The sequence below is a fragment of the Micromonospora vinacea genome (genome assembly GCF_015751785.1).
GTDB classification, from domain to species: domain Bacteria; phylum Actinomycetota; class Actinomycetes; order Mycobacteriales; family Micromonosporaceae; genus Micromonospora; species Micromonospora vinacea.
The window spans coordinates 2,116,205-2,135,217 of record NZ_JADOTY010000001.1; the positions used below are offsets into that span (position 1 = coordinate 2,116,205).

The window sequence follows — 19,013 nt, forward strand, 5'->3', positions numbered from 1 at the left end:
CCGAAAGTGCAAGATCGACGGGGTGGGGTGGGTCAGGCTGCGTGGGCCAGGGTCGGTGGGGCGAGCAGCGGACCGCACGGGGTCTTGTCGTCGGCGGTGGGGCCGTGCGAAGTCAGCACCACGGGTGTGCCCAGCTCCGCGCGCACCGCTGCCGGCCAGTCCTGCGGTTTGTCGTCGTACACCGGGCGGGAGCGCAGCAGGCGGGCGGTGAGCGCGGCCTGCCGGTCCAGGTCGCCGGGCGGGCCCGGGGTGAGCCGGTCGGTGGTGTCGTAGCGGCGGCAGATCCGCAGGTCGGGGCCGGCCAGATCGAGGTGGGTCAGGGCCAGGCCGTCGACGCCGCCGGCCGCGGCGAGGGCGTACCGGTGGGCGACCGCGTCGAAGTGGCCGAACCGGAACCGGCCCTGCCACGGGTTCGTGGCGTTGTGGCGGTCGGTGAACGGCAGGCTCGGGTCCTCGGTCACCAACGGACCGTGCCCGTGCCGGGTGGTGACCACGCGGAGCACACCGATCCGGGTCACGTCGCCGGACCGGCCCGCCTCGGCGAGCAGGCTGTCCACGTTGGCGAACGTGGTGGTGCTCCAGGTGGTGTACGGGTGGAAGCCGTGCCACTCGTCGAGCAGTACCCCCTGCGCGCCCTCGAAGACGCAGGTCCCGGTGCGCAGCGCCTCGGCGAGCCAACTGCCGCCGACGATGGCCACCCGCCCGGCGAAGCCGGTGAACGCGGGCAGGCAGTCCTCGACCGGTGGCGCGTCCAGCGTGCCCAGCTCGGCGGTCAGCCGGTCCCGCAGTGTGGTGAGCCGGCGGCGCAGCAGCGCTGGACTGTGGCAGTCGGCGACCCGGGGCGCGTCGTCGGGGTGGGCGAGACCGTACGCGACGGCCTCGCCCACCCCCAGCCCGCAGGAGCCGTGCCGGTCGGCTCCCCGGGCGATCTCGCGGGCCCGGTTGGCGGCCCGGTGGTACGGGGTGGCGAGCAGCGCGTCCCCGTCGACGGTCAGCCGGTCGAGCGCGTCGGACACCCCGACTGTGGCGAGGTGGTCGGCCTCGGCTGCCAGCGCCAACGGGTCCACCACCACGTGCCGGGACAGGTGTGTGCGGACACCGGGATGGAAGGTGCCGGCGCCGAACTGCGCGAACGTGTGGTGCCGCCCGTCGCGCAGCACGACGTTGTGTGCCGCCTGCGCGCCCCCGTTGAAGCGGACCACCGTGTGCACGGGACGGGTGGCGCAGAGCCAGTCCACCACGGTGCCCTTGCCGGCATCGCCGTAGCCGAGGTCGACCACCGCCACGTGGTTCACAGCCGGGTCACCCCGCTGGCGGTGTCGCGGAACGCCGGCAGCGTCGACACCTCGGCCCGCCGGTCCCGGCCGAGGCGGGCCAGCGCCTTCGACACGGTCCCGGTGGCGCCGGAGCCGGCGCGGTCCAGGTCGCGCAGCCCCTCGTCCAGGTCGATGGCCTGCTCACCGAGGCCGATGGTGAGCGCGATGGTCTCGCAGACCGCGTCGAGGTCGTCGAGCACGACGGCGTTCTGCCCGAGCAGGTCCCGCCAGAAGTCGAGCACCGTGGCGTTGCCGGCGTAGTGGCTGCCGGCGGGGAGCAGGTAGTAGGTGTCCCAGCGGCGGGTCACCTCGTCGACGACCTGCCGCAGCGGCACGTCCTCGGAGAGGTCGTCCCCGATCAGGCCGGCCACCTCCCGGGCCTTCACCCGCTGGTACGCCAGTTCGTCGCCGATGATGAACAGGTAGCCGCGTCGGCCGCGCTTCTCCCAGTTGTCGGTGACGGTGTGCCGGGCCATGAAGTACATGGCCAGCTCGTACGACTCGCTCATCTGCCCGCCGCCACCGCCCTCCAGCACGATCCGGCCGAGGTCGTCGTCCATCCGGTTGTCCGACTCGAACTGGCCCACCTGCAACGGCACCCGGTCGCAGGTGGCGTCGCCGATGGCGCCGAACATGATCTGTGGGTCGCTGGCGTAGCCCTGCCGTTGCAGCAGCCCGAGCAGCTGCGGCAGCTTGGTCTGCAGGACCCGCGGCACCGTGCGCATCGAGCCGGTCACGTCGAAGAGCACCGCGACGGGCGTCGACCGGGGGTGCTCGTCGGAGTCGCGGCTCTCCCGGGTCGCGTCCCTGGGGTCGAGCGCGGGGTGCACGGTGCGTGCCCCGCTGTCGCTGTAGGAGAAGGCGCTCTTGCCGGTGGACCGGCGGTAGCGGTCGGCGGCGTCGTACACGTCGGTGGACCAGATTCCACTGCCCATGACAGCTCCTTAGGGGGTGAGGGTGAAGGGTCGGAAGGTGCGTGGCCCGTAGAGGCGGTCCAGCACCTGGTCGAGTTCGCGCAGCAGACGCCAGGCATCGTCGGGTCGCTTGGCCAGGGACCGTTGCCGGCAGCCCTGCGCGAAGGTGTGCAGCTCGCGGGGTGCGCGCGGCCCCATCAGCCAGCTCATGCAGTGGCTGGCCATCGCTATGTCGGTGCCCGGGCCGCACTGCTGCTTCTTGAGGACCTCCTCCGGGTACCACCCGTCGTGGCCGGGCGCCAGCGCCGGGACCGTGCTGCCGACCGGGGCGGAGAAGCACCAGTCGACGAGCACCACGCCGTGGGCGTCCGGCTCGATCAGCACGTGTCGCGGCAGGACCGCGCCGTGCACCACGCCCGCCCGGTGGGCCAGGCCGAGCACCACCAGCAGTCGCCGCCACATCCAGGCCACGTCCCGGGCGTCCAGCCCGTCGGGGTACGCGCGCCGCACCTCGTCGAGGTCGTGCAGTCCGGGTGCGGTGGCGAGCACGTTGATCCGCCGTTCCGCGCCGGTGGCGGTGTCCCGGTGCCGGAATTCGTCGACGAGCCGGGGCACGTACGGCAGGTAGCGCGCGTCGCCGCGCTCGGCGATGGTGCGCAGGGCGTGCGCCTCGCGGGCCATCAGGTCGTTGTCGGTGGGTCGTCGGGGGAGCTTGAGCAGCCGGTCGTCGCCGACGTCGTAGAGGTCGGCCAGGTCACCCGAGTGGGCCGGCGCGCCGAGCCGGTAGTCGCCGAGGACTGTGGTCTGCCGGGCCTGCCACCGGGTGGTGACGTGAATGAACGCGTCGATGGCTTCGGCGCGTACCGCCGGGTCGGTCGGCAGGCGGTCGGGGTGCAGGGCCGCGACCAGCTCGCGGTAGCGGCGGGCCGGCTGGTCGGCGCCGAACAGGTCGGCGTCGGTGCGGGCGGCCGCGACCAGGCGGATGGCCTCCGCGGCCCTCACCGCACCGTCTCCTCGCGGGCGGGGCGCAGCAGCGCCGGGTGCAGCAGGCGGGCGTCGCCGGCCCGGTAGAGCCGGGCGCGCGGGCCGCCTCGGGCGCCACCACGCTCGGTGCTGGCGCCGGTGCTCTCCACGAAGCCCGGCACCGAGAGCACCTTGCGGTGGAAGTTGCCGGCGTGCAGCGGGTGCCCCCAGACCGTCTCGTAGACGGCCCGCAGCTCACTGATGGTGAACTCGGCGGCGAGGAAGCGGGTGGCGAGTGGGGTGTACTCCAGCTTGGACCGGGCCCGTTCCAACGCGTCGTCGATGATCCGGCCGTGGTCGAAGGCGAGCTGTCGGCTGGTCAACGCGGTCACCGGCAGCCAGATCGCCTCGTCGGCGTCGCTGCCGGCGGCCGGGTCCGGCAGGTCGGGGGCGAAGGCGAGGTGGGCGATCGAGACGACCCGCATGCGCGGGTCACGGTCGGGAGCGCCATAGCTGCCCAACTGCTCCAGGTGTACGCGGCGCAGCGCCTCGCCGCCGAGCCCGGTCTCCTCGGCCAGCTCCCGTCGGGCGCCGGTGGTCAGGTCCTCGTCGGGGCGGACGAAGCCCCCGGGCAGCGCCCAGTGCCCGGCGAAGGGTGCCTCGCCGCGCCGGATCAGCAGCAGGTGCAGTGCGCCGTCGCGGATGGTCAGCGCCACCACGTCGACGGTCACGGCGACCGACGGGTAGGCCCGGGGGTCGTACGCGGCCAGGAACTCCTGCTCGTTCATCGCGTCTCTCTCATTCTGAGAACATCTCGCTGTGAGAACAACCTAGCGCACGAGGAAGCTTCTGCCAAGCTCGGAATCCTCAGCGCAGGTGACCCGCCAGGTGCGGTCGGCCGCGCGCGTCGTGCAGGGCGAACCCGCCGTCCGGCAGGCGCGCGAAGTTCACAGTGCTCGGCAGCGGCACGGGCAGCTTGAAGGCGACCTCGACCGTGTACGCGTCCGGCAGCCGGGCCTCAAGCGCGGCCAGGCAGCGCGCCTTGCTCCACATGCCGTGCGCGATCGGCCGGCGGAAGCCGAACAGCCGCGCCCCGAGTCGGGAGGTGTGGATCGGGTTGTGGTCGCCGGAGACCCGCGCGTACTCCGTACCGACGCGCGGTTCCACACGCCAACGGGCGGTGGCCGTCGGCGCCGCGGGACGTTCGCCCGGCTCGCGGCCACCCGACCTGCCCTCCCGACCGAGGTACGTCGAGACGCCGCGCCACACCTCATCCCCGTCGACCGAGCCGACCAGCACCACGTCCACCTGCCGCCCCCGGTCGTGGGGGCGCAGATCCTGCGCGTACGTCGTGAAGTCGAGGGTCTCGTCGGCGGTGACCGGGCGATGCGTGGTGATCCGGTTGCCGACGTGCACCAGGCCGACCAGTGGGAGGGGGAAGTCCGGCGCGGTCATCAGGCGCAGGGCCAGTGGGAAGCCCATGACGTGCGGAAACGTCGCGGGCAGCCGGTCGCTGAGCCGGAACCCGCAGACCCTGTCGTAGTCGGCCAACTGCGCCCGGTCGACGCTCACCCCGGCCACCGTCAACTCGACCGCCGGCAGGTCGGGCCCTCGCCGCCCACCACCGAGGCCCGGTAACGCGCCGAGCAACGCCCGTCGGTGCAGCGCCCCGGCCGCCGGCATCCGGGGCAGTTCGACACGGCTGCGGCTGCGCGACTCCGGCCCCCCGCCCATCACGCCCCCAGCAGGCTCTGGCCGCAGACCCGGACCACGTTTCCGCTGACCGCGCCGCTGGCTGGCCAGGCCAGCCAGCCGATCGTCTCGGCCACGTCCACCGGCAACCCGCCCTGGGCCAGGCTGTTCATCCGTCGGCCCGCCTCGCGGACCACAAGCGGGATGCGCGCGGTCAGCCGGGTCTCGATGAAGCCCGGGGCCACCGCGTTGACGCTGATCCCGCGTTCCCGCAGGGCCGGGGCGAGCGAGTCGACCAGCCCGATCACGCCGGCCTTGCTGGTGGCGTAGTTGGTCTGCCCCCGGTTGCCGGCGATCCCGGCGATCGAGGAGACCGAGATGATCCGTCCGCCGGCCGGGATCAGCTCCCGCTCCAACAGCACGTCGTTGATCCGCTCCTGGCTGGACAGGTTGACGTCGATCACCTGGTCCCACCGGTCGGCGTCCATCCGGCCCAGCGTCTTGTCCCGGGTGATGCCGGCGTTGTGCACCACCACGTCGACCCGGCCGTGCCGGCTGGCCAGGTGTTCGGCGAGTCGGGTCGGCGCGTCCGGCGCGGTCAGGTCGAGTTGGACGGCGGTGCCGCCGATGTCGTTCGCCACAGCGGCGAGCGCGTCGCCGGCGGCCGGGATGTCCAGGGCCACCACCTGCGCGCCGTCGCGGGCCAGCACCTTCGCCAGCGCCGCGCCGATCCCCCGGGCGGCGCCGGTGACGAGCACGACCTGCCCGTCCAGCGGGCGGTCCCAGTCGGCCGGGGCGCTCGCCGCGCCGCCGCCGACCCGGATGACCTGACCCGACACGTACGCGGAACGGCCGGACAGAATGAATCGGACTGTCGATTCGAGGCTTGTGTGCGTGCCGGCTGAGAGGTCCGGGCCGTCCGCCGCGGCACCGTCGCCACGGGTCACGTAGACGAGTTGTGCGGTGGTGCCCCGGCCGAACTCCTTGCCGATGCTGCGGACCAGCCCTTCGAGGGCGCGCTGGGCGGTCGCCTCGCGGGGTGTGGGGCATTCCTGTGGCGGGGTGCCCAGCACGATCACCCGGCCGCTGGGCAGCACGGCCCGGGCCTGCGGGTGGAAGAAGTCGTAGAGCTGGCGCAGCTCGGTCGAGTCGGTGATCCCGGTGGCGTCGAAGAGCAGTGCCCCGTACCGCTGCGGGTTGGCGCCGGTCGGGTCGGCCAGTTCGACCCCGGCGGCGGTCAGGATCTTGGTGATCGGCTCGGCGAGCCGGCCGCCGGTGGCCGCGCCGAGCAGGGCCGGGCCGGCCAGCAACGGGTCGCCGGGATGGTGCCGGCGCAGTCGGGGCGGGTCGGGCAGCCCGAGGCGCTTGACCAGCGCGCGGCCGGCGGCCGATTGGACGAAGCTCGCGTACCTGTCGGTCATGGGCGTAGCCTACTGGCGAGTAGGGTTCGAGCAACACATGTCGAGGAGGCGGATCGTGCAGAGCATCCGGCGGGTCGCGGTCATCGGGGGCAACCGCATCCCCTTCGCCCGTTCCAACTCCCGCTACGCGGACGCGTCCAACGCGGACCTGCTCGGCGCGGCGCTCGACGGCCTGATCGCCCGCTACGGCTTGGCCGGGCAGCGCGTCGGCGAGGTGGTGACCGGTGCGGTGCTCAAGCACTCCCGCGACTTCAACCTCACCCGCGAGGTGGTCCTCGGCTCCCGGCTCGACCCACACACCCCGGCGTACGACATCCAGCAGGCGTGCGGCACCGGTCTGGAGGCGACGATCCTGGTCGCCAACAAGATCGCCCTCGGCCAGCTCGACGTGGGCATCGCCGGCGGTGTCGACACCACCTCCGACGCCCCGCTCGCCGTCAACGAGGAGATGCGCCGCACGCTGCTCAAGCTCAACTCGGCCCGTACGCTTGGCGAACGGCTCAAGGTCGCGGCGAAGCTGCGCCCACTCCAGCCGTTCAAGCCGGAGATCCCCCGCAACGCCGAGCCGCGCACCGGGCTGTCCATGGGCGACCACGCCGCCCGCACCGCAGTGCGCTGGCAGATCGACCGACGCGCCCAGGACGAGCTGGCACTGCGCTCACACCAGCGCCTCGCCGCCGCGTACGACAGGGGTTTCTTCGACGACCTGATGACGCCCTACCTGGGGCTCACCCGAGATGCGAACCTGCGCCCGGACACCAGCCTGGAGAAGCTCGGTTCGCTGAAGCCGGTCTTCGGCACCCGCGGCCCGGACGCCGAACAGGCCACCATGACCGCCGGCAACTCGTCGCCCCTCACCGACGGCGCGTCCACGGTGCTGCTGGCCAGCGAGGAGTGGGCGGCGGCGCACCACCTGCCCGTACTGGCCTGGTTCAGCTGGTCGGAGACGGCGGCGGTGGACTTCGTGCACGGCGACGAGGGACTGCTGATGGCACCCGCGTACGCGGTGCCCCGAATGCTGGCCCGCGCCGGGCTGACGTTGCAGGACTTCGACTACTACGAGATCCACGAGGCGTTCGCGTCGCAGGTGCTGGCCACCCTCGCCGCCTGGGAGTCACCGGAGTTCTGCAAGGACCGGCTCGGCCTGGACGCGCCGCTGGGTTCGATCGACACCGACCGGCTCAACGTCAACGGCTCGTCGCTGGCCGCCGGGCACCCTTTCGCCGCCACCGGCGGGCGGATCGTGGCGACCCTGGCGAAGCTGCTGGCCGAGCGGGGCAGCGGTCGCGGGCTGATCTCCATCTGCGCCGCCGGTGGTCAGGGCGTGACCGCCATCCTGGAGCGTTGAACGCGGGATCGTCCCTTACCGGGGTGACCGCCAGCAGGCGTTAACGGACCGTTCAGAAGTTGGCCCGCTGGTGGAGGGTTTACCACGCGACGGTGATCGTTGCCGCGCTACAGGCGCGGTTCGATCACTCCTGCGTGCGGAACGGGGCCGTAACACCATGGAGTCCGTCCTCCCACGGACGACCACCCTCTCGGTGGTCATCCCGATGTTCAATGAGACCGCTGTCATTCCGGCGCTCGTCGCCCGGCTGCGGCCGGTGCTCGACGCGCTCGGCGTCGACTACGAGGTGGTCGCCGTCGACGACGGCAGCCGCGACGACACCGTGTCGGTGCTCTTCGACCACGGCCGGGACTGGCCGCAGTTGCGGGTGCTCCGGCTGCGGCGCAACAGCGGCCACCAGGCGGCGTTGACCGCCGGCCTGCACCGGGCCGTCGGCCAGTGGGTGGTCAGCCTCGACGCCGATCTTCAGGATCCGCCGGAGACCATCGCCGAGATGCTCCGGGTGGCCCGCGAGGATGGGGTGGATGTGGTCTATGGCGTCCGCGCCGACCGCAGCACCGACACGGTCTTCAAGCGCAACACCGCCCGTGGCTACTATTGGGCGATGCGCCGGCTCGTCGGCGTCGACCTGCCCGCCCAGGCTGGCGACTTCCGGTTGCTCAGCCGGGACGTGATCGAGGTCCTGCGTCGGCTGCCCGAACGCGCCCCGGTCTACCGGCTGCTGGTGCCGTCGCTCGGCTTTCCCAGCGCCGAGGTGCGCTACGACCGCGAGGCCCGCGCCGCCGGCGAGACGAAGTATCCGCTGCGCCGGATGGTGGCCCTGGCCTGGGAGAGCACTGCGAACTTCTCCGCCGCGCCACTGCGCCTGGCCACCTGGCTGGGCATGTCGAGCTTCCTGCTCTGCCTTGCGTTGATCTTGTTCGGTATGTTCGCCCACGTCTCCGGCACCACCATCCCCGGCTGGACCTCGATGTTCGTCGCGGTGCTGCTGCTCAGTGGGGTGCAGTTGGTCTGCCTCGGCCTGCTGGGCGAGTACGTCGGACGGATCTACGCCACGGTGCAGAACCGGCCCGCGTTCCACATCGGGTTCGACTCCCGGGACGAGGTCCCGGACGCGCAGCCGGTCGCCCGGGGCGATGACGCCGCCCGTACGCCGAGCTTCGATTCGGCGGTCGGCGTCCGTGGCTGACCTCCTTCTCGCCGAGCGGGTCGACACCCCGGCGCCGGCGTCGCGCCGAAACGCTCTCCTGCCGGTCCTCAGCACGCTCCCGTGGCTGCTCGTGATCGCCGCGCTGCTCGTGGTCTGGTCCCGCGGCGGTGTGCCCGCCCCGGACCTGGCGCGGTTCTCCGCGTACTGGGTCCTCGCGTTGGTGCTCCCCGGGACCCTGGTGCACCGGGCGCTGCGCGGCAGCCGGGGCAACCTCCCGGAGGACCTCGGCTACGGCGCGGCCACCGGCCTGCTGCTGGAGATCATGGCCTGGGCGTTGGCCGCGGCGACCGGTCAGCAGTCCCTGCTGCGGTGGTGGCCGCTGCCCGTCCTCGTGGCGTTCGCCGCCGTCCCCGGGCTGCGCCGGCACTGGCGGGTCGGCGAGCGCCGTCCGCTGCCGCTCGCCTGGCACTGGGGAATGGGCGCGGCGCTGCTGGTGGTGCTGGCCTGGGGATACACCCAGTGGCGAACGGTCCCGCTGCCTCCGGTGTCCGGCGGCTACTACCAGGATGTGCTCTACCACCTGGGTCTGGTGCAGGAGCTGACCCGGGCGATGCCGTTCGAGTTGCCGCACGTCGCCGGGGAGGCGCTGCGCTACCACTACCTGTCCGACGCGCACGTCGCCAGCGGCAGCATGATCACCGGAATCTCTCCGGCGGTGGTGCTGCTACGACTCTGGCTGGTGCCGGTGGTCGCAACCGCGGTGCTGCTCGCGGCCGGGCTCGCCCGCGACCTGAGTGGTGCCGTCTGGACCGGCCCGGTGGCCGCCCTCGCCGCCTTCATCGGAGCGGGGGTCACGCTCGGTGCGCCGGTGGGCGTCTCCGGCGAGATGCCGCTGTCGTACGCCAGCCCCTCCCAGACGTACGTGCTGGTTCCGTTGCTGCTGCTCGCCGGGCTCATCGTCGACGTGGTCCGGGGGCGTTCCCTCGGCCCGGCCTGGCCGCTGGTTCCCGCGCTCGGGCTGGTCTGTGCGGGTGCGAAGTCCAGCGCGTTGCCGCCGGTGATCGCCGGCCTGGGTCTCACCGCCGTCGTGTTCTGGTGGCGGAAGCGCCAGATCCCGCGACCCGCCCTGACCGCGCTGGCCTGCCTCGTGGCGGCGATGGCGCTCGGCTTCCGGCTGTTCGCCGGTGGCGGAGCCGGCACGCTGCGCCTGCAGGCGTTGGCGATGCTGCACTTCATCGCCCCGTACGCCGAGACCCTCGGGCCGGGTGACGGAATCTGGCCGAGTGCGCCGCTGCCGCCGGGCATCAACGACGGCGGTTTTCTCGGGTGGCTGCTGGCGTTCGCCGTGGTCGCCTGGTGGGTGCTGGGTCAGGCGCCCCGATGGGTGGGCATGAGCCTGCTCGTCGACGGTGGGCACCGGGCCGACCCGGCCGTCTGGCTGCTCGCCGGCACGGTCCTGGCCGGAGCGGCCACCACCTGGGTGTTCCAGCACCCGTCGATCAGTCAGATCTACTTCTGGATGGGTGTCATCCCGCTCGGCGTCGTGCTGACCACCTGGTCCCTCGCCCAGGCCCGAGCGCCCTGGCCGGTGCTTGTGGTGCCCGCCGTGGCCGGCGTGCTGGCGGGGCTCGCCACGGCCGGCACGCTTGCGGGTTTCACCGTGCCCAGGATCAGCCGTCCCGGCACCCCCACCACCTCGACGATCGAGGGATGGCTGCGGGTGCTGGGTCTGTCAGCGGCCCGGTACGTGCTGTTCGTGGCGGTGGCCGCCGCGCTCGCCGTCGGGGTGGCCGCCCTGTGGCGACGCCGCGTCCCGGCACCGGTGCCGGCGGACGGCTCGGCACGTCGTCGGCGGACGGCGACGATCGCCCTGGCCGGGGTCACCGCGGCGATGCTCGGTGCCAGCGCCGCCGTCGCCGTGGGCGGTACCGTCCGCTCGGTGCTGACCGAGCCGGTGCGGGCGACCGGGCCGCAGCCGTACGCGCTGACCGCCGACGAGATGCGCGCGGCGCTGTGGCTTGACGACAACGCCGCCGACGACGACGTGGTCGCCACCAACGTGCACTGCCGGCCGGTGCGGACCACCCCGCACTGCGACGCCCGTGCGTTCTGGGTGACCGGCCTGGGCGGGCACCGCACTGTGGTGGAGAGCTGGGCCTACACCGACGCGGTAGTGGCCGCGCACGGCGTCGAGGGCCTGGGGTACGCCCGACAGAGTTTCCCCGACCAGGCGCTGCTCGCGCTCAACGACGGGGTGTTCAGCGCGCCGACCCGGGCCGACCTGGACCGGCTCCGCAACGAGCACGGGGTCCGGTGGCTGTTCGCCGACACCAGGGCGGGTGCGGTGTCGGCGGAGTTGGCCGGGCTGGCCCAGGTCCGACTGGTCGCCGGTCCGGTCACCGTCTACGAGCTGAACCGGCCCTGACCGCCCGAGCACCCCGGCCCGGTCCCGGCGTCCGAGGCCCGGCCCGGTCCCGCTCCCGACCAGCGGGTGCGGGACAATGAGGTACGTGACGACGATCCCCAACGTGCTGGCCAACCGGTACGCCTCGCCCGAACTGGTCGCCCTCTGGTCCCCGGAGGAGAAGGTCAGGATGGAACGGCGGCTCTGGCTCGCCGTGCTCCGCGCTCAGCGTGACCTGGGCGTGCCGGTGCCGGACGGCGTGGTCGAGGCGTACGAGCGGGTGCTCGACCAGGTCGACCTCGCCTCGATCGCCGAGCGGGAGCGGGTCACCCGGCACGACGTGAAGGCCCGGATCGAGGAGTTCAGCGCGCTCGCCGGGCACGAGCACGTGCACAAGGGGATGACCTCACGGGACCTCACCGAGAACGTCGAGCAGCTTCAGGTGCGCGCCTCGCTGGAGCTGATCCGCGACCGGGTGGTGGCCACCCTCGCCCGGTTGGCCTGGCTGGCCCACGAGCACTCCGAGCTGGTCATGACCGGCCGTTCGCACAACGTGGCGGCGCAGGCCACCACGCTGGGCAAGCGCTTCGCGTCGGCGGCGGAGGAGCTGCTGATCGCGTACGAGCGGCTGGAGGAGCTGATCGCCCGCTACCCGCTGCGGGGGATCAAGGGACCGGTCGGCACGGCCGCCGACCAGCTCGACCTCTTCGACGGCGACGCCGACAAGGTGGCCGAGTTGGAGCGGCGGGTCGCCGAGCACCTGGGCTTCTCCCGGGTGCTGGACAGCGTCGGGCAGGTCTACCCGCGCTCGCTCGACTTCGACGTGCTGGCCGCGCTGGCCCAGACCGCCGCGGCGCCGTCGTCGCTGGCCACCACGATCCGGTTGATGGTCGGTCAGGAGTTGGCGACCGAGGGCTTCAAGCCGGGCCAGGTCGGCTCCAGCGCGATGCCGCACAAGATGAACACGCGCTCCTCGGAGCGGGTGAACGGCTTCGCCGTGATCATCCGGGGTTACCTGTCGATGGTCGGCGAGCTGGCCGGTGACCAGTGGAACGAGGGGGACGTGTCCTGCTCGGTGGTCCGGCGGGTGGCACTGCCGGACGCGTTCTTCGCCGCCGACGGGCTGTTCCAGACGTTCCTCACCGTGCTCGACGAGTTCGGCTCGTACCCGGCGGTGATCAACCGGGAGCTGGAGCGCTTCCTGCCGTTCCTGGCCACCACGAAGATCCTGGTAGCGGCGGTCCGGCGGGGCGTCGGCCGGGAGGTCGCCCACGAGGTGATCAAGGAGCACGCGGTCGCTGTGGCGCTGGCGATGCGTGAGAAGGGCTCACCGGAGAACGACCTCTTCGACCGCCTGGCGGCGGACGGCCGACTCGGCCTGTCCCGCGCCGACATCGACACCCTGGTCGCCGACCGCAACGCCTTCGTGGGCGCCGCCCAGGCCCAGGTGGCAGCGGTAACCAGCCGCATCACGACCGTGGTGGAAGCCCACCCCGAAGCCGCAACCTACTCCCCACCCCCCATCCTCTAACCCACCGTTGCCGTCGATCATGAGGTTGGCGGGCCGCACGAGCTCTAAACCGCCGGTCAACCTCATGATCGACCTCGGCGTTATTCGCCGGTTGCGGTTTCGGCGGCGGTTCTCAGGTTGGGGGCGCTGGCCGGTTCGGCGATGCCGCCGGGAGCCTCGGTGATGCCCGCGATTTCCGCGGTTTCCGCGGCTACCGCTGGCTGGTCGGCCGGCATGACCTCGGGCATCTTGGGTACGGCGACCACTGCCGTCCCGTACGCACAGATCTCCATCCACATCTCGCCGCAGTCCCGGCTGTCGAACCGCATGCCGATCACCGCGTTCGCACCGAGCCGCAGGGCCTCCTCGCCGAGGCGGGCCACCGAGTCGGTGCGCCACCGGGTCAGGTTGTCCGGGGCCATCGGGTCGTACGCGCCACCGCGCAGGTTCTTCACACCCTCGCGGTACGGGTTGCGCGTCCTGGCCATCGATGACACCACCTCACCGAGAATCTGGCGGATCTCGTAGCCGGGCAGTTGCTCTGTCGTCACGACCAGCACGGTTCCGATGCTGTCAGGAGTGGCGCGACCCGATCGTGTGCATTGTTCACCTGATCGGATGCTGCAAAACCACGCGGCGCGGACGGCCGGCACGTGGCCGACCATCCGCGCCGAGCCGGCGCTAACCGTCAGACACCGGCCACCGAGGTGATCCAGGCCCGGTTGTACGCAACGCTGCCGTAGTTCTGGATGCTCGACCCGTCGGCGGTGGAGGCGACGCCGACCTGCTGGCCGTTGTAGAACTGCGGGCCGCCGGAGTCGCCGCGCCAGGCGTTGCCGTTGATCCGGGTGCTGCGGATCGCCTGGCCGCCGTACGCGTCGGTGGCGCTGTTGCTGGTGACCCGGACGGTGGCGGTCTTCAGCACGGTGGACGCCGAGCAGCCGCTGTAGCAGGTCATGCCCCAGCCGTAGATCGAGTTCGTCGAGTTGATCGGCGGGTTGCTGCTGGCCAGGCTCACAGTGGAGGTGCTGACGGTGCTGGAGAGTCGCATGAGCGCGAGGTCGTTGCGGGTGTAGGTGGCGCTGACCGTGCGGGTGACCCCGCCGGAGGTGCGGTTCACGCTGCCGACGCGCACCGACATGGTGCCGCTGATGCAGTGCCGGGCGGTGAGCACCCACTGCGCGGCGATGACGCTGCCGGAGCAGGTGAACGAGCCGTTGCTGAGCACCGCGGCGGCCCAGGGCGCGGACGAGACGGTGCCGCCGCCGATGATGGGCTGGGGGCCGGCTGGGGCGGCGGATGCGGCGGACGTGACGCCGAGGGCGCCGACCAGTGCGGTGCTGAGTACGACGAGCAGGGGGCGGATGCGCATCGGGTGGACTCCTTGGACGGGGCGGCCCGGGATCGCCGGGTGCGGGTGGGGGACGGCAGCGGGGGTTCCCGCGAGCGCCTGAATCGACCTACGTCGATGTACAGTAGGGCCCGACGCGGCCGTTATCAAGGATCTGATCGAGGTTGGCCAATGTAACGATTTGGCCACCTGTTGCGCCGTATAAGCCCTGCTGAGACCGCCTGTAGCGCCTGACGGGTCACAGTGGGCGTCGGTAATGTCGATCACTGCCTGGACTGCACCCGGCCGGTGCGTCCGCGGCGATATCTGCCAGGTACGCTGGCTGCGCTCGCCCATTGTGGGTCGGCACCCAACTGCGTACACAGTCAGGAGTGCCCAGTGCCTCGCGTCGTCGTCGACGTCATGCTCAAGCCCGAGATCCTCGATCCGCAGGGCCAGGCCGTCGCAAACGCGCTGCCCCGGCTCGGCGTCGGTGACGTCGCCTCGGTTCGGATCGGCAGGCGGATCGAGATCGAGTTCACCGGTGAACCGGACCTGGACCGCGCTCGGGAAATTGCCGACAAACTGCTCGCCAACCCGGTCATCGAGGACTTCACCGTCCGCCTGGTCGAGGCCGACGAGACCGCGGACGCCCGCTCGTGACCGCCCGGGTCGGTGTCGTCACCTTCCCCGGCTCGCTCGACGACGGGGACGCGGCCCGGGCCGTCCGGATCGCCGGCGCTGAGCCGGTCCGGCTCTGGCACGGCGACCCGGAGCTGCACGGCGTCGACGCCGTCGTCCTGCCCGGCGGGTTCTCCTACGGTGACTACCTGCGCTGCGGTGCCATCGCCCGGTTCGCCCCGGTGATGGAGACGATCGTGGACGCCGCCCGGGGTGGTCTGCCGGTGCTCGGCATCTGCAACGGTTTCCAGATCCTGTGCGAGGCGCACCTGCTGCCCGGCGCGCTCACCCGCAACCAGCACCTGCACTTCCGCAACCGGGACCAGGTCCTGCGCATCGAGTCGGCCGGGACCGCGTGGACCAACGCGTTCCAGCCCGGCCAGGAAGTGCTCATCCCGGTGAAGAACGGCGAGGGCTGCTACGTCGCGGACACCGCGACGCTGGACCAGCTCGAGGCCGAGGGTCGAGTCGTCGCCCGCTACGTCGGCGGTAACCCCAACGGGTCCCAGCGCGACATCGCCGCGATCACCAACGCCGCCGGCAACGTGGTCGGCATCATGCCGCACCCCGAGCACGCGGTGGAGGCGCTCACCGGCCCTTCGCTGGACGGCCTCGGCTTCTTCACTTCGGTCCTCAAGCACCTGGTGGGGACGCCGGCGTGACCGGCGAGACGATCATCGGTCAGCTCAACCGCCGGCCCGGCGGGCGCGAGCGCAGCGAGGAGAGGTCATGACCACCCATCCGGACCCGGTACGCGACACACCGGAGGCGTACTCCGCCCCGGCGCAGCCGGCCGAGCCGAGCCCGGCGCAGCCGGTCGCACCGGCGACCGTCCCCGCCCAGCCGGCCACCGCCGTGTGGACCGAGGGCGTGGACACCGTGCCGCGCGCCGGTGGCACCCCGGGCGAGCTTCAGCCGTACACCGAGCTGGGCCTGCGTGACGACGAGTACGACCGGATCCGGCAGATCCTCGACCGCCGGCCCACCCAGTCCGAGCTCGCCATGTACTCGATCATGTGGAGCGAGCACTGCTCCTACAAGTCGAGCAAGGTGCACCTGCGCCAGTTCGGCGAGAAGGCCCCGCACAGCGACCGGCTGCTCGCCGGCATCGGTGAGAACGCTGGTGTCGTGCAGGTGTCCGACGAGCTGGCGGTGACCTTCAAGGTCGAGTCGCACAACCACCCGAGCTTCGTCGAGCCGTACCAGGGCGCGGCGACCGGCGTCGGCGGCATCGTCCGGGACATCCTCGCCATGGGCGCCCGCCCGGTCGCGGTGATGGACCCGCTGCGCTTCGGCGCCGCGGACCACCCGGACACCGCCCGGGTGCTCACCGGCGTGGTCGCCGGCGTGGGCGGCTACGGCAACTGCCTGGGCCTGCCCAACATCGGTGGCGAGCTGGTCTTCGACCCCTCCTACCAGGGCAACCCGCTGCTCAACGCGCTCTGCCTGGGCGTGCTGCCGGTCAACCGGCTGCAGAACAAGGCCGCCGCCGGCCCGGGCAACGTTGTCGTGCTGATGGGCGCCAAGACCGGCCGGGACGGCATCGGCGGCGTGTCGGTGCTGGCCAGCGCGACCTTCGACGAGGGCAGCGAGGCGCGCCGCCCCGCCGTGCAGGTCGGCGACCCGTTCACCGAGAAGCTGCTGATCGAGGCGTGCCTCGAGCTGTACGACGGCCAACTGGTCGTCGGCATCCAGGACCTCGGCGGCGCCGGCCTGACCTGCGCGCTCACCGAGACCGCCGCCGCCGCCGGCACCGGCATGCGGGTCTGGTTGGAGCGGGTGCCGCTGCGCGAGCCCTCGATGGACCCGCACGAGATCCTGGCCAGCGAGTCGCAGGAGCGGATGCTGCTCGTCGTCGAGCCGGACAAGCTCGACGCGGTGCTCAAGACCTGCGAGAAGTGGGGCGTCCTCGCCACCGCGATCGGTGAGGTCACCGCACCGGAGCCGGACGGCCGCCCGGGTCGGCTGCTGATCACCTGGCAGGACCACCTGGTCGTCGACGTGCCGCCGGGTTCGCTTGTCGACGACGGCCCGGTCTACGCCCGGCCGATGCGTGAGCCGGCCGACCTGATCCTGCTCCAGGCCGACCGGGCCGAGACGCTGCCCCGCCCGGCCGACCCGGAGGCGCTGCGGGAGACCGTGCTGCGCATGATCGCGTCGCCCAACCTGGCCGACAAGACCTGGGTGACCGAGCAGTACGACCGCTACGTGCTGGGCAACACGGTGCTCGCCCAGCCGGAGGACGGCGGTGTGATCCGGATCGACGAGCGGACCGGCCTCGGCGTGGCGCTGTCGGTGGACGGCAACGGCCGGTACGCCCGTCTCGACCCGTACAACGGCACCAAGCTGGCCCTGGCCGAGGCGTACCGGAACGTGGCGGTGACCGGCGCGAAGCCGATCGCCGTGACCAACTGCCTCAACTTCGGCTCCCCGGAGGACCCGGGCGTCATGTGGCAGTTCGCCGAGGCCGTGCGCGGCCTGGCGGACGGCTGCCTGGAGCTGGGCATCCCGGTGACCGGCGGCAACGTCAGCTTCTACAACCAGACCGGCGCGGCGGCCATCCACCCGACCCCGGTGGTCGGCGTGCTGGGTGTGCTGGACAACGTCGCCGACCGGGTGCCGATGGGCTTCGTGCCGCGCGCCGGCGGCGACCACGACCAGCTCTACCTGCTCGGCGAGACGAACGTGGAGCTGTCCGGCTCGGAGTGGGCCTGGGTGACGCACGAGCACCTCGGCGGCATTCCGCCGCAGGTCGACCTTCTCCGCGAGAAGGCGCTCGCCGAGCTGCTGGCCGAGGCGGCCCGGGTCGGCCACCTGGCCTCCGCGCACGACCTCTCCGACGGTGGCCTCGCCCAGAGCCTGGTCGAGTCCTGCCTGCGTCGAGGCGTCGGTGCCCGGGTCGCGGTGCCGGAGCAGTTCACCGAGGGCTCGATGCCGTTCGTGTACCTGTTCAGCGAGTCCGCCACGCGGGCGCTGGTGTCGGTGCCGCGCGGCCACGACAAGGCGTTCGCGGCGCTCTGCGCCGAGCGGGGCGTGCCGTTCGAGCTGATCGGCGTCACCGACCCGACCGGCGGTGCGCTCGAGGTGCACGGCCAGTTCCGGATCGGCCTGGACGAGCTGCGCGCCGCGCACACCGAGACGTTGCCGCGCCTCTTCGGGGGCTCGGCGGCCGTCGAGGTGCCCGCCCCGGCCGCCGGTGTGGCGGGTGCGGTCGAGGCCGTGCCGCTGCCGGTGGCGCCGGCCGAGCCGCTCGACCCGGCTGAGGTTGTCTCCGAGCCGATCGCCTCGTCGGGGCCGTCTCCGGAGACCGGCGCTGTCGAGCCGATCGGGTCGGAGCAGCCCGAGTCTGACTCCGGTGACGCCGAGCCGTCGCCTGACGAGCGCTGAGGCGTTGGCCGCTGCCGTCTACGGCCAACCCGGCTCGGGTGCCCGGTTCGACTGGGGTCTGACCGGGGCGGCCGAGCTCGGCCGGGTCTGCGCGGCGCTGGTGGTGGTGGACGTGCTGTCGTTCACCACCGCCGTCGAGGTGGCGGTGGCCCGGGGTATGCGGGTGCACCCGTTCCCCTGGGGTGAGCAGGCCGCCGAGTACGCCGTCCGGGTCGGCGCGACAGCTGCTGTCGGGCGGCGGCAGACGACAGCGGAACACCCATGGTCGCTCTCGCCGGCCGCGTTGAGTAGCGCACCCGTGGTGGCGGACCTGGTGCTGCCCTCCCCGAACGGCTCCGCCATCAGCGCCGCCGCCAGCGCCACCGGCCTGCCGGTGGTCGCGGCGTGCCTGCGCAACGCACGCGCCGTCGGGCATTGGCTGCGCCGCCAGGGGTACGGCACTGTGGACGCTCCAATCGGCGTGATCGCCTCCGGAGAGCGGTGGCCGGACGGGTCACTGCGTCCGTCGGTGGAGGACCAGCTCGGCGCCGCCTCGGTGCTGGATGCCCTCTCCGGCGTGCCGGGTGGGCTGTCGGTGGAGGCGGCCATGGCGCTCGCCGCGCTGGCGAGCACCCCGGATGTGCCCGCCGCCGTGCGCGGCAGCGTCTCCGGGCGGGAGTTGACCGAGAACGGCTTCGCCGGGGACGTGGATGTCGCCGTCCGGATCGGCGTGTCGAACGTCGTGCCGGTGCTCCACCAGGGCGTCTTCTCCGCAGCCTGACCGCGCCCCCATCCCGCGATCTTGCACTTTCTGTCCCCGACATAGGGGGCATTCCGCCCGTACGGGCGACCGAAACGGCAACATCGGCGCGGGTCGGGTTGGTCTTGTGACAGCGAAACGGCCACCCGGATACCTCC

General features: G+C 72.4%; 16 protein-coding genes. 8 read left to right on the forward strand and 8 right to left on the reverse strand.

Annotation, left to right across the window (positions count from 1 at the left end; genetic code table 11):
• Positions 1-32 precede the first annotated feature (32 nt).
• The 6 genes from IW249_RS10205 to IW249_RS10230 form a co-directional block, all read right to left on the reverse strand.
• Positions 33-1,295 carry an adenylosuccinate synthetase gene (locus IW249_RS10205; RefSeq protein ID WP_196920514.1) on the reverse strand — a complete coding sequence of 421 codons (1,263 nt, stop codon included), beginning with the start codon at positions 1,293-1,295 and terminating at the stop codon, positions 33-35.
• Positions 1,292-2,251: a hypothetical protein gene (locus IW249_RS10210; RefSeq protein WP_196920515.1), complete on the reverse strand. Its 960-nt coding sequence runs from the start codon at positions 2,249-2,251 to the stop codon at positions 1,292-1,294. The genes IW249_RS10205 and IW249_RS10210 overlap by 4 nt, the downstream gene beginning before the upstream one ends.
• Positions 2,252-2,260: 9 nt before the next feature.
• On the reverse strand, positions 2,261-3,232 hold the full coding sequence (locus IW249_RS10215) for a BUD32 family EKC/KEOPS complex subunit (RefSeq protein WP_196920516.1): 972 nt from the start codon (positions 3,230-3,232) through the stop codon (positions 2,261-2,263).
• The gene (locus IW249_RS10220) at positions 3,229-3,981 is read right to left on the reverse strand and encodes an NUDIX hydrolase (protein ID WP_196920517.1); all 753 of its coding nucleotides are present in this window, start codon (positions 3,979-3,981) and stop codon (positions 3,229-3,231) included. The genes IW249_RS10215 and IW249_RS10220 overlap by 4 nt, the downstream gene beginning before the upstream one ends.
• Positions 3,982-4,060: 79 nt before the next feature.
• A complete protein-coding gene (locus tag IW249_RS10225; protein ID WP_196920518.1) occupies positions 4,061-4,927 on the reverse strand; it encodes a MaoC/PaaZ C-terminal domain-containing protein in 867 nt (288 codons plus the stop codon).
• On the reverse strand, positions 4,927-6,306 hold the full coding sequence (locus IW249_RS10230; RefSeq protein WP_196920519.1) for a 3-oxoacyl-ACP reductase: 1,380 nt from the start codon (positions 6,304-6,306) through the stop codon (positions 4,927-4,929). The genes IW249_RS10225 and IW249_RS10230 overlap by 1 nt, the downstream gene beginning before the upstream one ends.
• Before the next feature lie 55 nt (positions 6,307-6,361).
• Between IW249_RS10230 and IW249_RS10235 the strand changes: the two genes are divergently transcribed.
• The 4 genes from IW249_RS10235 to purB all read left to right on the forward strand — a co-directional run bounded on the left by IW249_RS10235 (position 6,362) and on the right by purB (position 12,739).
• Positions 6,362-7,654, forward strand: coding sequence for an acetyl-CoA C-acetyltransferase (locus IW249_RS10235; protein ID WP_196920520.1), 1,293 nt, complete (start codon positions 6,362-6,364; stop codon positions 7,652-7,654).
• Positions 7,655-7,811: 157 nt separating this feature from the next.
• On the forward strand, positions 7,812-8,843 hold the full coding sequence (locus IW249_RS10240) for a glycosyltransferase family 2 protein (RefSeq protein WP_196920521.1): 1,032 nt from the start codon (positions 7,812-7,814) through the stop codon (positions 8,841-8,843).
• Positions 8,836-11,229, forward strand: a complete 2,394-nt coding sequence (locus tag IW249_RS10245; RefSeq protein ID WP_196920522.1) for a hypothetical protein — start codon at positions 8,836-8,838, stop codon at positions 11,227-11,229. Before IW249_RS10240 ends, IW249_RS10245 begins: the two co-directional genes overlap by 8 nt.
• Positions 11,230-11,314: 85 nt before the next feature.
• Positions 11,315-12,739 carry an adenylosuccinate lyase gene (gene purB / locus IW249_RS10250; protein WP_196920523.1) on the forward strand — a complete coding sequence of 475 codons (1,425 nt, stop codon included), beginning with the start codon at positions 11,315-11,317 and terminating at the stop codon, positions 12,737-12,739.
• 80 nt (positions 12,740-12,819) lie between these two features.
• On the opposite strand, the gene IW249_RS10255 is transcribed toward purB, so the two are convergent.
• Both IW249_RS10255 and IW249_RS10260 read right to left on the reverse strand, forming a co-directional pair.
• Positions 12,820-13,383, reverse strand: a complete 564-nt coding sequence (locus tag IW249_RS10255) for a YbjQ family protein (RefSeq protein ID WP_196920524.1) — start codon at positions 13,381-13,383, stop codon at positions 12,820-12,822.
• A 23-nt stretch (positions 13,384-13,406) separates the two neighbouring features.
• Positions 13,407-14,090, reverse strand: coding sequence for a S1 family peptidase (locus IW249_RS10260; protein ID WP_196920525.1), 684 nt, complete (start codon positions 14,088-14,090; stop codon positions 13,407-13,409).
• Positions 14,091-14,447: 357 nt separating this feature from the next.
• Between IW249_RS10260 and purS the strand changes: the two genes are divergently transcribed.
• The 4 genes from purS (at position 14,448) to IW249_RS10280 (ending at position 18,876) form a co-directional block, all read left to right on the forward strand.
• Positions 14,448-14,711: a phosphoribosylformylglycinamidine synthase subunit PurS gene (gene purS / locus IW249_RS10265; protein WP_030491392.1), complete on the forward strand. Its 264-nt coding sequence runs from the start codon at positions 14,448-14,450 to the stop codon at positions 14,709-14,711.
• Complete coding sequence (gene purQ / locus IW249_RS10270; protein ID WP_196920526.1) at positions 14,708-15,391, forward strand: phosphoribosylformylglycinamidine synthase subunit PurQ; 684 nt, start codon at positions 14,708-14,710, stop codon at positions 15,389-15,391. The genes purS and purQ overlap by 4 nt, the downstream gene beginning before the upstream one ends.
• A 67-nt stretch (positions 15,392-15,458) precedes the next feature.
• On the forward strand, positions 15,459-18,116 hold the full coding sequence (purL, locus tag IW249_RS10275; RefSeq protein WP_196920527.1) for a phosphoribosylformylglycinamidine synthase subunit PurL: 2,658 nt from the start codon (positions 15,459-15,461) through the stop codon (positions 18,114-18,116).
• Positions 18,085-18,876 (forward strand): 2-phosphosulfolactate phosphatase, encoded by a 792-nt coding sequence (locus IW249_RS10280; protein ID WP_372432950.1) that lies wholly within the window; start codon positions 18,085-18,087, stop codon positions 18,874-18,876. Before purL ends, IW249_RS10280 begins: the two co-directional genes overlap by 32 nt.
• Positions 18,877-19,013: the final 137 nt, after the last annotated feature.